Raw genomic sequence first — 12823 nt, forward strand, 5'->3', positions numbered from 1 at the left:
CCATGTATTATGTAACGAATAGTCCCAATCATGGACATGCTTTTGTGGCAAATCGAATATGGATAAACAAAGAAATATTTCAGTGCGGGTATTCCAATTGTTATGTAGATTGTGCAATACACAAAGCTGCCTATGGAAATTCAGTGAAGAATAACAGCAGGAAAGCAATGGCTGCTGCAATTGGGGAACACCTTGAAAGGCTAGCGCTTTTTGCCCCAAGGATGAAGGCAATTCAGGAAAATGGTAGCGCCAGCACAGAAGCCTTTAATTTAATAACTGGAGATACAATAAAAATACCTTTGGATTTTGTCATTTTAGAGTATGGCCATCCGATTTTTAAAGATAAAGATATGCATAGCTCTTTCAGTGATACTTGTGGAGTAGCTTCACATACTTCCAGTGCTTATGCAATAGAAGCAGCATTTTTAGAATTTATCGAAAGACAGTCGCTAATACATACATGGTTAACTAAGAAAGCAGGAAGATTACTATCATTAAAATTATTGGAAAAACAAATCGTTTGCAATATTATACAAATGAGCAAGACATATAAAGGAATTCAGGAGTTTTACTTGGTTGATATTTCAATAACGGATGACGTCCATGTCGTACTAGCTTTAGGTTTTGGAAAAGAGTCTTTCAGTATTGGGGCAGGGGCACATTGGAATCTGTTAGATGCGGTTAATCGAGCCATGAACGAGTATTTTCAATTTATGACTGGTTTTTGGGGAAGGGAGAACGAGGGGGAAAGTATAGACGGCGACTTGTATTATGACTTTTGTAACTCATTAAGCCCAGAGAAATTTCGAGAAGAATACGCATTCTTGACTGATAATAAAAGGCAGCTTGAGGAGAATATTCCCTTAACGAAAACATCTCAAATAGACACGTTCATTGAAAGAGTTCAAAGAGTGGTAAATGATCTAGATATTTCTGTTTACGCAACGTGTGTTCCTGAAACAATGGAATTCAACACAAAGGTTGTTAAAGTATTCTCACCTGATTGTTATCCGCATATGAATACGGCTTTACTTGATCCACAAAAATATCGCTTCTCCAGAAAATTTGATCGATCTATATATAAAAACTTGAACAAGCTGATTCCGTTCCCATAAGAAACACTTACATGGTTTGCTCAAGGATTCATTACGTTCAAAAATGTAAAAAAAATCAAAAAGAGAAAGGAAAAGGGACCGAATGCTTAGAAAATCATACGAATTTTTTATCGTATTTATCAAGTCGATGATCGATGAAAAAATTGCGTTAGCCTGGTCGATCCTGTTGCCTCTGTTGTTGTTTTTTTCTATCAATTACAGTTGGTTTCACGCCAAGCCGGATGTTTCGAAAGCTGTTTATTACTACGCCAGCTTTTGGGCCTTCTCTGCGGTGCTGGTAGTGTTTAACGGGATTGGGCTAAGATTAACCGATTTTCGAGAATTAGGCATCCTGAAAAGTTTTGTCTTCATCTGCGGTTCAAAAGTTCCTATTATCGTGGGACTTTTACTCAGTCAAATTGTTTTTGGGCTGGTTAGTCTTGCTTTGTTTACGCTTGTTATTTCCATCGTCTTTGATTACCCTATTTTTCTTCTGTTTTTCACGGCTGTGTGTACCTATCTAGTTGTTTTACTCCCGCTGTTTATGTTGTCGCTATCAATCGCAAGCTTGTCGGTAAGAGCGTCGTCTGCCTATACGCTTGTCAATATGCTGATTTTTCCGGCGACGTATTTGGCTATCTATCGTGGCGAGTCTACCGATTTTTTCACTACTATCCTTTACTATTTAAATCCGGTTGAATATGTGTTTCGCTTTTCCGTGTTTACCTATGATGCATTGACCAATAACCTTCACCTGAATAGTAACCACCTGTTTCTTTTGGTCATTTCGCTGGTCTACATCGCGATTGGGGTCATTGCATGGTCGAAAATAAAAATCGCTTCAACCGTAAGAAGAACCTAATCTAAAACAGGAAAGAGTGGAGAACAGATGATTGAATTAAAAAATATATCGTTTTCCTACCCGAAGAGTGAAAAGAAAGCGATCAATCAACTGAATATGAAACTGGAAGCAGATAAGGTCAATGTGGTCATTGGCCTGAATGGGGCAGGGAAAACAACGCTTTTTGATTTGCTGACGGGAGTGTTGGCGATTCAGGAGGGCGCGATTGACGGAATCCCGCAAGCGACAGAAATCGTATATCAAACGCAAAGCTTGTACTTTTCCCCCATTTTGAAAGGCAGGGACATTGCGCGACTTATTTTACATATAGCGGACAGAGCGTTCGATAAAAATCCGGAGAGGTGTTTGTCTCTGATGGATGACCGAGAAAGAGAACTGGTCAGGGAGCTTTGGAATCGGAAGTTTGGGCAAATGTCTGTTGGCGAAAGGAAGTGGCTGCTCGTCACCTTGTTTGCCGAGATTAACAAAAGCTTCTATTTGTTTGACGAGCCAACGAGTGGGGTTGACCCTTCGGCCAGATTAAAAATATTGAACAAGATTGCGGGCATAGCCAAAAAAGCCGGGCACACCGTTATGATGTCGACTCATCAATTGCAGGAGCTGGAATTTATCGATTGCAAAATTTTCATTCTTCATGCGGGGAATGTGAAGTATGCAGGCTCCTACCAGGATTTGCTGACTACGTACAATACCCCTAATCCGGACAAGGCGTTTCAGTACTGTATCGAAAGCGATGACCGCCCCATGGGAATTGCCCATTACTAACTCCATTCGCTATATAAGCAAAAGGCATTGTCGGCGGAAGAGAGACAATGCCTTTTCGCTGTTCAGGCTGAACGCAAACCGGATTTGCTGCTTAACGCTCCCAAGTCTTCGTTAGTTCAATAGCGGGCCAGACTTGCTGCTTGCGGAAGCTGGCGGGACCGATGGCTTGCGGGTCAAAAGCCTTTAGCCGCGCTGATCCCGATGAGCGCAAACTGGTCGAGCAGGGTGCGGTCGCATTCCGGGGGCGGGGTGCTGCGAAGCATCTCTGCCATCACTTGAAAAAAAGCCAAAGATGTCCACGCATCTGGTTGGGTAGCGAGGGAGAGCGACAGGGCGGGCGGCTCTTTGGCTGCGGCCAGCGGTGCTAGAGCAAACTGCTTCTCGAAGGCGACAACCTGCGGCAAGTCGGCGTCCCTCTTCACCTCCACACGGCCGATGAGCCAGACGTTACGGGTCGGGGCCGTATCACGGGCGTATGCGGCGGAGGATTTCCTTTCCAGTTCGGGCCAACGAGCAAGTAGCGTGCTGCCTCCTGCCGGGTTGAGCGGTTGGAGACGTTGCGAAACGTATTCGTGTACACGTCCAGCATTTGCATGGTAAAGTAACGGTTTTGCGGATTGGCGGGCACGCTCAGCAAGACAGGCGTTCGGGACAAGTCAAGCCAGGCGCTCATGTACAGCGTATCGGAGTTGGGCGTGACGATATCCCGGTAGGGGGGAGTCGCAAGCGAGTAGTCTGGGGAATAGTGCTATTTTTCTGCACCGTGCTGCGTTTTTATACCAAATCGAACAGCCACCTAAAAGCCGCTCTCCATGGTGGCGCCCCACTGTTCCCCCATCATTCATGGCTTCACCCGATTCATCCGTAGTTCACATGGAGAACAGCATAAGTGCAGCCAGGCTTTTGTGTGAAAAACGCCCTATAGATAATGAGGAAAAAGTAACAGAAAAACAAATCATTAACCAATTATATCCAGTTAATTTGAATCAATTTTCCCTGTAATTTCTAAATTTTCTTTGAAATAGGAAAATGATCCCGGTAAGATGAGGAGGTTCTTGAATAAACAGGATTGAGGGGTCAGGCATGAAAAGACGAAGTTGGCTATCATTTTTAGTTGTAAGCATGTTTATGTTCGGAAGTGTCCTGCCTGCGAGTGCGGCAGGGAACTACAACGTTGTCGAGAGCGGAACGAAAGTAGAAATGGAAGGGAAGTTCTCCTTCACAGTCCCGGAAAATATGATCTTTCTCAATAAAGACGACACGATCAAAATGGAGAAAGAAAATGGCGACATCCCGACCATGAACGAAATCGGGAGCGTCCATCCGATCGAAGACAGCGAAAATTGGGCGTTGTTTATCGAATACGAAGACACCGGACATATTAGCGACGACGAGCAAAACGAAATCAATGCCGAAGAACTGCTGCAAAGCTACAAGGACGGCACCGAGGAAGCGAACAAGCAAAGACAGCCGGAGGAGCAGTTTCATGTGATCGGCTGGAATGTAAAGCCGTCCTATAACGCGGCGACGCATGAACTGGAATACTCCATGCTTGCGGAAACCGCGCAGAAAACCCAGTTTTTGAACTACAAGCTGCAAGTTTTGACGCGTACCGGCCATGTTTCTTTCATTCTTGTGACGGACGTTCCAGCGCTCGCGAAGGACAAGCAGACATTGCGGGAAAAAATCTTGAAAAACTTCGTTGTAAAAGAAGGCCAGCGCTACAGCGATTTTGACGCCAAGACAGACAAGGTCGCTGAATACGGGCTGACTGGCTTGATTCTCGGAGGCTTGGGCGTTGCCGCTGCGAAGAAGCTGGGCTTCCTCGCCCTGATTCTCGCCTTTGCCAAAAAAGGCTGGATTATTATCGTCGTGCTGTTGGGCGCGATTGGCGGCTTCGTGAAAAAGCTGTTCAACAAAAAGAAAAACAACGCTGCACCGACCGATTCGGACGAGGAAAAACCGTCCGCGTAAAAGCTCGACAAAACAAAGAACGATTGCCAAAAAGACAGCCGGATTTTTCGCTTTGGGCGAGAACGAGGCTGTCTTTTTCATGCGGAAAGGGAGAGCGGGAAGGGACGAATCTCGCAAAAAAATCGAGAATGACAAGCAGGCAGGAGGGAATACAATGGAAGAGGAAAACGTTTTTTTGGAGGTAGCCGTGGAACAGCACCTGGACTTTTTTGTGATGAAATACGGATATGTGGGCGTGTTTTTTTCGCTTGCGCTTGGGGTGATCGGGCTGCCGATTCCCGATGAAGTCTTGATGACGTATACCGGATACGCTGTGTCGCGCGGAGTTTTGCAGATGCCGTTTGCCGTGCTGAGCGCTTTTTTGGGAGCGGCGGCAGGCATCACCGTCAGCTACTTGATCGCGTCCAAATGGGGGTTGCCGCTTTTGCTCAAAGTGGGGCCATATTTGCATTTGAATCCGAAAAAGATCGAGTCCACGCAAAAGCTGTTCGCCAAGTACGGCACCTTCTTGTTGATTGTCGGCTACTTTTTGCCGGGTGTCCGCCACATCACGGCTTACTTGGCAGGGATGTCCGGGATGAAGTATCGCGTCTTCGCGGTGTTTGCCTATACGGGAGCTTTTTTGTGGAGCATCACTTTCTTGCTTTTGGGCAGAGCGCTGGAAAAAGAATGGTTCAAAGTCACCGTCTATGTCAGGCATTACGGCTTGACGTTTTTGCTGATTGGCGGGGCGATTGCCATTGCGTGGTACTTGTTGGTGAAGTACAGACAAAGCGTGAAGACATGACAGGAAAAAAATGTTGAAAAAAGGCTTTACAAACCGACGGTCGGTTTGTATTATTAGATCAGAAAGCAATGACTGATTCCATCATTCATAAAAAAGGTGACGAGGAGAGTTGTACCGTGATCATGACTTTGTTCTGGATCTTTATCGACTTGATCCCATTTATCGTAGCGTTTCAAGTGCAGCCGCCGACACTCGGGTTTGCCATCGGCTTCGTTCTCGCCCTGCTGATCTATTTGTTTCAGAAAAAGCGATTCGGGGAAGTGACGACGATTATCGCGATCAAAGTATTTTACTTCTTTTGCGGCTTCTGGATTGCCTTGTTCTTCCCTGTGTTTCATCTGTTCGACTTTACCCAATTGTTCATGTACGCGATTCTTGCCCTGGCAGCCATCTGGTCGCTGTGCATCAAAAAGCCGTTTACGCTTCAATACGCGAAAAAAGTAGTGCCGGAGAGCTTCACCACGCATCCGCTGTTTCTCGCCTCGAATTTTTGGTTGACACTTATCTGGGCTGTTGTGTTCGCACTCTCGCTCGTTTGCTCCGTACTGTTTGCGCTCGCGATGATTTCCGGAGAAACAGGCGTTTTGCTGGTCAATATTTGGAACATCGTCGGGATCGCCGCTACCATCCTCGTGCGTCCAGTAGTGAAGCGTTACTTTTTGAAAAAGCAAGCCTGAGACGAGGCATCGCATGAACGTGCGAGCCTGATATTTTACCCACTAACAAACCGACAGTCGGTTTGTTAGTGCGAACAAGGAGGCAATCACCTGTTATGGAAAAGAAAAAACGCAATCCGAAGCTGATTTTGGCCGCCGTTTTTCTGCTGGTCGTCGCTGTAGTCGGCTACTACGGTTACCAGAGCTATTTTTACGTCAAAACGGAAGATGCTGTCGTGACGGGCGAGATTTACAAAATTGCCCCCAAGGTGGCCGGAAAGCTGACGCATGTGACGGTCGATGTCGGCAGTCAGGTGCAAAAAGACGAGATCGTGGCTGAACAGGAGCAAGTCAACGCGGCAAGTCCGACCCAGGTGGACAGCTTGATGGTCCGTTCCCCGATCGACGGCGTGATTTTGCAAAGAGCCGCCAAGGAAGGCGAGGTCATTGGTGCGGGCAACACGTTGGCGCTGGTCGTCGACAAGCGGAAGCTGTACGTGGAAGCGCATGTGGAGGAAGCAGAAGCGGGCTATATCCAGGTCGGGCAGCCGGTCGATATCGTGCTGGATAAATACCCGGGGCAAACGTTCCGCGGAACGGTCAATCGCATCGGCGAAGCTACCCAGTCGACATTTTCCTTGCTGCCGCCAGTGAATGCGAGCGGAAACTTCACCAAAGTAACCCAGCGTATCGCTGTAAAAATTACGTTTGACGAGGGGCCGTACGACTTTCAGCCAGGTTTGAATGCCAATGTGTCCATCCACGTGCGATAAGGATGTGTAGCGATGAGTCCTCAAGAAAATTTTTGGCCGGGTGTGTTTGCGATCGTGCTTGGTACGTTCATGGCTGTGCTCGATACGAGCATCGTCAATGTGGCGATTCCGGAAATGATGAATGTGTTCGGGGCGTCGACGGAGGAAATTCAATGGGTCGTGACCAGCTATACATTGACGATGGCTGCTGTCATTCCGCTGGCCGGGTTTTTGGGTATCCGGTTCGGCATCAAAAAAAGCTATCTCGCCAGCCTGTTCCTGTTCACACTCGGTTCGCTGCTGTGCGGCCTGGCTGTCAGCAACGGGACGATGATCGCGGCGCGAATCATTCAGGCGGCAGGCGGCGGACTGATGATGACGATCGGGCAATCGATGATTCAATTCGTCGTCCCGCGCGAAAAAATCGGCCCAGCCATGGGAGTATTCGGCATCTCGGTCTTTGTCGCTCCCGCTGTCGGGCCGACGTTAAGCGGCTATTTCGTCGAGCATCTCGACTGGCGATTCATTTTCACGGTGAACATTCCGTTTGGCATTTTGGCGATGTTTCTGGTGTGGCGCTGCTTGCAGGAAAGCGAAGCGAATCGCAAACAGCCTTTTGATCTGCAAGGGTTTGTCTGGTCGGCCGTTGCGCTGGTGAGTCTTCTGCTCGCCGTGACGAAAGGCGAGGAGTACGGCTGGGACTCTTTTACGATCGTATCGTTGCTGATGAGTGCCTTGATCTGCGGGTACATGTTCGTGATGCGAGAGCTGTCGACGGCTCATCCGCTGGTCGATGTACGGTTGTTCGCCAATCGGCAGTTTACGCTCGGACTTTTGGTAAACAGTCTGATTATGGTCGGCAATTTCGGCGTCATTTACCTGCTGCCGATCTACTCGGAGAACATGCTCGGTCGCACGGCGATGGATACCGGGCTGATGATGCTGCCGCAAGCGATTGCCTCCGGGATCGTCACGCCGATATGCGGCATGCTGGCGACGCGCATCGGTTTGAAGCCTTTGATTGTCGGCGGTCTCGTTTTATGCATCGTGCCCGGATATTTTTTAACCCAAGTCGATTTGAACACCAGCATGTCGACGATTCACTGGCTGCTTGCCTTGCGCGGGATCGGACTCGGCATGTGCCTGATGACTTCCATGCAAATTCCGCTGGTGGCTGTATCTGAGCCGGAACGAGTGCCCGCAGCTTCGGTGATCACGAATATTTCCCGGCAAGTGGCTACCTCGATCGGCATTGCCGGATTGATTTCCTTGTTTACCAGAAGAGGCGCGGTGCACGCGGCACAAATGGGCGAGCAGGTCACGACCACGCGGCAATCCGTCGTGGAGACGCTGTCCCAATGGCAGCAAATGTACGTGGCAAAAGGCATGTCGCTTTCGGAAGCCTATTCGTCGGCTGTCGGATTGCTCGGTCAACTCGTGCGAAAATACGCGGCAATCGCTGCGCTGCAAGACAGTTTGTTCGTGGCGGTTCTCGTGCTGGTAGCGGCGTTTTTGACCATGCTGATTGTGAAAGAAAACAAGGCCGCGCTGCAAGCAGGCCAGGAAGCGAGTCGTTCGGCGATCGTAGATTGATCGATTTTTCCCCATCACTTATCAGGAGGGTTTCCCATGAAAAAGTATAAACAGCGGCTGGCTGTATTGGCTGGAAGCGTCGCAATGATCTGCCTGGCTGGTTGCGGATCGGTGCAGCCTGTGGCATTGTCGACAGACACTGTCCAAGGGGCGCAGGCGACAGCGAAAGAAGCGGGGACGCATGTGTTCAGCGGAAAAATGGTCGGGATTGAAGAGGTGACGATTTTCCCCAAGACAGCGGGCAGAGTGAAAGCCGTTCTTCACGATACAGGCGACCGGGTAGAAGCAGGTGCTCCGCTTGTGGAGATGGAGACAGTCGAGCTTGCGGCGAGTTTGAGCATGGCCAAAGCGGAGCTTGCCATGGCACAGGCGAAGTGGGAGGAAGCGAAAAAAGGGCCGAGGGCGGAAGACTTGCAGTACGCAAAAGCGGGCTGGCAACAGGCTGCAAGCAAGTATGAAGAAGTGAAAAACGGCAAGCGGCCCGAGGAGCTTTCCCAGCTTGCAGCGTCCGAACAGTCGGCGAAATCCGTCTACGAATCTGCCAAAGCCAAGTATGCGCGGGCCAAAGCTTTATACGAGCAAGGCGGCCTTTCCAGTCAGGGGCTGGACGATGCGCAGACCGCTTTGGCACAGGCAGAAGCGCAGTACGTGCGAGCCGAGGAAGAGGTAAGGCTGGCCAAACAAGGGGTAACGAAGCCGGCGCTGCAATCGCTTGCCTCCAATGTCGACCAGATGAAGGCGATGTACGACAAAACGAAGAACGGGGCGACCAAGGAGCAGATTGCCCAATACGAGGCCAGCGTGCAGAAGGCGCAAGCAGCGGTAGCCAATGCCCAGTACCAGTTGGATAACGCTACGCTGAAAAGTCCGATCAGCGGCTACATCAGTACGAAAAATGTGCAGGCAGGCGAAATGGCGAATGCAAACACAGCCGTTATGAGCGTGGTCAACACGGATCGGCTGTATGTCGTCATCGGCGTTTCCGAGACAGACATTGCCCGTTTTTCCCCTGAGCAACAAGTCGATGTGGCGATTGAGGCGATCGGGCAGCACGTCCAGGGGAAAGTGGCGCGAATCAGCCCGAAAGCAGACCCGGGAACGAACATGTACACGGTGAAAATTGTCGTGAGCAACGCAAAAGGCAACCTGCGCTCAGGCATGACAGGGGTCGTCTCGCTTTGATCGCATCGGAAGGAAGTCGCGAAAGGTACGAAGAAAGCTCGCAGCAGCGTGAAGGCAATAAACGCTGCTGCGAGCTTTTTTCCTTGCCTGCTGTCCAGACATCTTGTAAAATTAGGAAATATTTGTGGTGTGACGGTCGCTAAAGCCAATGGAATACACGAAGGAAAGAGGTCGATTGCCGCTAACATTATTCGAACAAGAGAGGTATTGGAATGAATCTAGCCATCAACGTAACGCAAAATCAACTGATGGACGTGCTGCTCAATGTAGCTGTGGCCCGTCCCGTCTTTATTTGGGGAGCGCCGGGGATCGGGAAGTCCGCCCTTGTTGAGGCGTTTGCCCAGCAGGTAGGCTTGCCCTGCGTCTCCCTTTTGGGAAGTCAGTTGGCACCGGAAGATATTATCGGCGTCCCGCAAATTGTGGACGGCAAAAGCCGCTTTTGCCCGCCTGCCCAAATCGCGCGGGAAGAGCCGTACTGCCTCTTTCTCGACGAGCTGAATGCGTGTTCGCAAGAGGTGCAAAAAGCGTTTTACAGTCTGATTCACGAGCGCAGAATCGGGGATTACCACCTGCCGGAAGGGTCGATTGTGATCGGGGCGGGAAACCGTGCCCAGGACAGCGCGATTGTCAAGCCGATGTCGTCGGCGCTGATCAACCGGATGTTTCACGTGCAGCTGCTGGTTTCCCACGAGCAATGGCTGAATTGGGCGTATACAAACGGGATTCACTCGTACGTTCTGCAATTTTTGGAGGTGCGTCCCGATTATTTGTGGTCGCAGCCGCCGAAGACGGAAGAACCGTTTTCCACCCCGCGTTCCTGGCATATGCTGTCGGACGCGCTGCATGAGTTTGGCGATGGCCTGACTAGCGAAATGGTCGGTGTGCTCGCGTACGGTTGCCTGACGCCGCAGCATGCCGCGCAGTTCAAGGCTTTTCACAAGAACCTGCAAGGGAAGTACCAGCTTCATCGCATTTTGGAAGGAGAGACTTCTTTCCCGAGTGCGCCTGAGGATCGGGATGTGCTGTACTTTTTGGCCGATTCGTTCCGCGCCCAGATCAAAAAAGAGCTGCCGCAAGACAAAGCTTCCGTAAGCGATTTGCACAAGCGGTTTGCTCACCGGGCCAAAGCTTTGCTCAAGGATCTTTCGGCGATCTCGCTGGAGATGGCGCAGATGGTCGTCGCCCGCCACGACGACGGGGATGGGCTGCCGGACTGGTTTGTCGTTGAAGTCATCCGCGATTTGCCGCGCCTGGCTCTGGACAGAAAGGGCAAGTAGCCGATGGGAAAAGGAGCGAGAGCAAACACCGATCCCGCGACGCAAAACTATCAGCAAGCCGTCCAGTTTTTGGCGCATCATCCGATGTTCGGGCCGCTGTTCTCCCGCGCCGACCTGTTTCGCAGGGAGCACAATTTATGCCCGGACAACGGCTGGGCAGTCGTGACCAAGCACGGGAGCATACACGTCCATGCGAAGCGCAGGGGAGAGGTTGAGGAATGGATTTACGTCCTCGCCCATGCTCTGCTGCACCTTGGGTTTGGGCACTTTGTAGAAAAAAAGCATCCTGCTCTGTGGAACATCGCTTGCGATTGTTACGTCACCCGCTTTTTGAAGGACATGAAGCTGGGGAAGCCTCCTGCCGAGATGTCCTACGAGCTGGAGCTGTCCGGCAAGAGCGAGGAAGAGCTGTACGAATGGTTTGTCGAGCACGGCGTTCCCGAGCATTTGAAGCTGTTCGGAACAGGCGGGGAAAGACAGCCGGATATGCTGTTCACGGATAAATACGTGCGGTACAACTACAACCGGGACGTGAAGTGGGAGCGGCTTCTCGGCATCGGGCTATCCCAAGCCGTCCAGAGCGCTGTGAGCGTGGCGGGAGGATATGCCGATGCGCTGGGCAGCGAAGCGGTCAAGCTGACGGATGCGCAAAAAGCCAAGCGCTGGTTCATCAATCACTACCCGTTGCTTGCTTCGTTGGCCAGCCATTTCACGATTATCGAGGACTCCCTGATCTGTCAGCGCCTGCAAATATCGGTGGCTGCCATCGATGTGAACGCCGGAGAGATTTTCATCAATCCGGCGGCAGGGCTGGACGAGGAAGAATGCAAGTTCGTGATGGCGCATGAACTGCTGCACGCGGGCTTGCGCCACCATGAGCGTTGTCAGGGCAGGGACCCGTACTTCTGGAATGTAAGCTGCGACTACGTGATCAATCAATGGCTGATGGAGCTTGGAGTGGGGCGGTTTCCGCAGATTGGCGGGCTGTACGATCCCGATTTGAAAGGGCTGTCGGCCGAAGCCATCTACGATCGCATCGTCACGGATATGCGGACGTACCGCAAGTTGTACACGCTCAGAGGAATTGGCATGGGCGATATTTTGGACGGAGATGATCCGCGCTTTTGGGAAATGGGGCCGGGCACGACGCTGGATGACTTTTACCGCAGTGCCATGTCGCAAGGTCTGATCTATGACCAGGAGCGGGGCAGGGGGCTTTTGCCGGCAGGATTGGTGGAAGAAATCCGCGCCCTGGGTCAACCGCCGATCCCGTGGGATGTGCAGCTGGCACGCTGGTTCGACGAGCATTTTCCGCCATTGGAAAAGAGACGCACGTACGCTCGCGCCAGCCGCAGGCAATCCTCCACGCCGGATATTGCCCGCCCGGCCTGGGCGCATATGGAGACGGAGCAGTTGGCGCGTACGTTCGGAGTCATGATCGACACGTCCGGATCGATGGGAACGAAGCTTTTGGGAAAAGCGTTGGGAGCGATTGCGAGCTACAGCGAGGCGCGCGATGTTCCGTATGCCCGTGTCGTCTTTTGCGATGCGCAAGCGTACGATGCCGGGTATCTTTCGCCCGACGACATCGCGGATCGCGTAAGTGTCAAGGGGCGCGGCGGTACGGTTTTGCAGCCGGGCATCGACCTGCTGGAGAAGGCCGACGATTTTCCCAAGGATGGTCCGATTCTCATCATTACAGACGGGGAGTGCGATCGGCTGCGGATTACGCGCAGCCATGCGTTCATGCTGCCAAAAGGAAGTCATCTGCCTTTTGTGGCGAAAGGCCCGATTTTTCGGATGGAATAAGGAAGCAGCATTGAAGCGGGACTGACCCCGTAATGTGAGACAAATCAAAACACCTTCAAGAGAACCTGACCA

At 51.1% G+C, this 12823-nt stretch carries 12 protein-coding genes and 1 pseudogene; 11 read left to right on the forward strand and 2 right to left on the reverse strand.

Going from position 1 to position 12823, the window contains the following annotated elements:
- The first annotated feature begins 2 nt into the window (after positions 1 to 2).
- The 3 genes from EDM60_RS25935 to EDM60_RS25945 all read left to right on the forward strand — a co-directional run bounded on the left by EDM60_RS25935 (position 3) and on the right by EDM60_RS25945 (position 2721).
- Positions 3 to 1115 (forward strand): YcaO-like family protein, encoded by a 1113-nt coding sequence (locus EDM60_RS25935; protein WP_122966546.1) that lies wholly within the window; start codon positions 3 to 5, stop codon positions 1113 to 1115.
- Positions 1116 to 1197: 82 nt separating this feature from the next.
- Positions 1198 to 1956, forward strand: coding sequence for an ABC transporter permease (locus EDM60_RS25940; RefSeq protein WP_122966547.1), 759 nt, complete (start codon positions 1198 to 1200; stop codon positions 1954 to 1956).
- Between the two features lie 27 nt (positions 1957 to 1983).
- Positions 1984 to 2721: an ATP-binding cassette domain-containing protein gene (locus EDM60_RS25945; RefSeq protein WP_122966548.1), complete on the forward strand. Its 738-nt coding sequence runs from the start codon at positions 1984 to 1986 to the stop codon at positions 2719 to 2721.
- 173 nt (positions 2722 to 2894) lie between these two features.
- Here EDM60_RS25945 and EDM60_RS29295 read toward each other — a convergent pair whose 3' ends face one another.
- Both EDM60_RS29295 and EDM60_RS29300 read right to left on the reverse strand, forming a co-directional pair.
- A complete protein-coding gene (locus tag EDM60_RS29295) occupies positions 2895 to 3125 on the reverse strand; it encodes a hypothetical protein (protein WP_229049997.1) in 231 nt (76 codons plus the stop codon).
- Positions 3126 to 3140: 15 nt separating this feature from the next.
- Positions 3141 to 3394, reverse strand: a pseudogene (locus EDM60_RS29300) (DUF1254 domain-containing protein); the annotation flags it as partial.
- A gap of 410 nt (positions 3395 to 3804) precedes the next feature.
- On the opposite strand from EDM60_RS29300, the gene EDM60_RS25955 reads away from it, so the two are divergent.
- The 8 genes from EDM60_RS25955 (at position 3805) to EDM60_RS25990 (ending at position 12751) form a co-directional block, all read left to right on the forward strand.
- Positions 3805 to 4695 carry a DUF2167 domain-containing protein gene (locus EDM60_RS25955; protein ID WP_233454205.1) on the forward strand — a complete coding sequence of 297 codons (891 nt, stop codon included), beginning with the start codon at positions 3805 to 3807 and terminating at the stop codon, positions 4693 to 4695.
- A gap of 154 nt (positions 4696 to 4849) precedes the next feature.
- A complete protein-coding gene (locus EDM60_RS25960; protein ID WP_233454206.1) occupies positions 4850 to 5482 on the forward strand; it encodes a DedA family protein in 633 nt (210 codons plus the stop codon).
- A gap of 122 nt (positions 5483 to 5604) precedes the next feature.
- Entirely contained in the window at positions 5605 to 6159 is a 555-nt protein-coding gene (locus EDM60_RS25965; RefSeq protein WP_229049975.1) for an amine oxidase, read from the forward strand.
- Between the two features lie 95 nt (positions 6160 to 6254).
- A complete protein-coding gene (locus EDM60_RS25970; protein WP_122966550.1) occupies positions 6255 to 6911 on the forward strand; it encodes an HlyD family secretion protein in 657 nt (218 codons plus the stop codon).
- Positions 6912 to 6923: 12 nt separating this feature from the next.
- Positions 6924 to 8483, forward strand: a complete 1560-nt coding sequence (locus tag EDM60_RS25975; RefSeq protein ID WP_122966551.1) for a DHA2 family efflux MFS transporter permease subunit — start codon at positions 6924 to 6926, stop codon at positions 8481 to 8483.
- 36 nt (positions 8484 to 8519) lie between these two features.
- Positions 8520 to 9665, forward strand: coding sequence for an HlyD family secretion protein (locus EDM60_RS25980; protein WP_122966552.1), 1146 nt, complete (start codon positions 8520 to 8522; stop codon positions 9663 to 9665).
- Between the two features lie 212 nt (positions 9666 to 9877).
- On the forward strand, positions 9878 to 10942 hold the full coding sequence (locus tag EDM60_RS25985; protein ID WP_122966553.1) for an AAA family ATPase: 1065 nt from the start codon (positions 9878 to 9880) through the stop codon (positions 10940 to 10942).
- Positions 10943 to 10945: 3 nt separating this feature from the next.
- Positions 10946 to 12751, forward strand: coding sequence for a DUF2201 family putative metallopeptidase (locus tag EDM60_RS25990; RefSeq protein ID WP_122966554.1), 1806 nt, complete (start codon positions 10946 to 10948; stop codon positions 12749 to 12751).
- Positions 12752 to 12823: the final 72 nt, after the last annotated feature.

Source organism: Brevibacillus parabrevis, assembly GCF_003710905.1.
GTDB lineage: Bacteria > Bacillota > Bacilli > Brevibacillales > Brevibacillaceae > Brevibacillus > Brevibacillus parabrevis.

What these genes read in the sequence shown, in the direction of transcription:
- EDM60_RS25990 (WP_122966554.1), top strand. Translation starts at nt 10,946, where the DNA reads ATGGGAAAAGGAGCGAGAGCAAACACCGATCCCGCGACGCAAAACTAT.
- EDM60_RS25985 (WP_122966553.1), top strand. Translation starts at nt 9,878, where the DNA reads ATGAATCTAGCCATCAACGTAACGCAAAATCAACTGATGGACGTGCTG.
- EDM60_RS25970 (WP_122966550.1), top strand. Translation starts at nt 6,255, where the DNA reads ATGGAAAAGAAAAAACGCAATCCGAAGCTGATTTTGGCCGCCGTTTTT.
- EDM60_RS25975 (WP_122966551.1), top strand. Translation starts at nt 6,924, where the DNA reads ATGAGTCCTCAAGAAAATTTTTGGCCGGGTGTGTTTGCGATCGTGCTT.
- EDM60_RS25965 (WP_229049975.1), top strand. Translation starts at nt 5,605, where the DNA reads ATGACTTTGTTCTGGATCTTTATCGACTTGATCCCATTTATCGTAGCG.
- EDM60_RS25940 (WP_122966547.1), top strand. Translation starts at nt 1,198, where the DNA reads ATGCTTAGAAAATCATACGAATTTTTTATCGTATTTATCAAGTCGATG.
- EDM60_RS25960 (WP_233454206.1), top strand. Translation starts at nt 4,850, where the DNA reads ATGGAAGAGGAAAACGTTTTTTTGGAGGTAGCCGTGGAACAGCACCTG.
- EDM60_RS25935 (WP_122966546.1), top strand. Translation starts at nt 3, where the DNA reads ATGTATTATGTAACGAATAGTCCCAATCATGGACATGCTTTTGTGGCA.
- EDM60_RS25955 (WP_233454205.1), top strand. Translation starts at nt 3,805, where the DNA reads ATGAAAAGACGAAGTTGGCTATCATTTTTAGTTGTAAGCATGTTTATG.
- EDM60_RS25980 (WP_122966552.1), top strand. Translation starts at nt 8,520, where the DNA reads ATGAAAAAGTATAAACAGCGGCTGGCTGTATTGGCTGGAAGCGTCGCA.
- EDM60_RS25945 (WP_122966548.1), top strand. Translation starts at nt 1,984, where the DNA reads ATGATTGAATTAAAAAATATATCGTTTTCCTACCCGAAGAGTGAAAAG.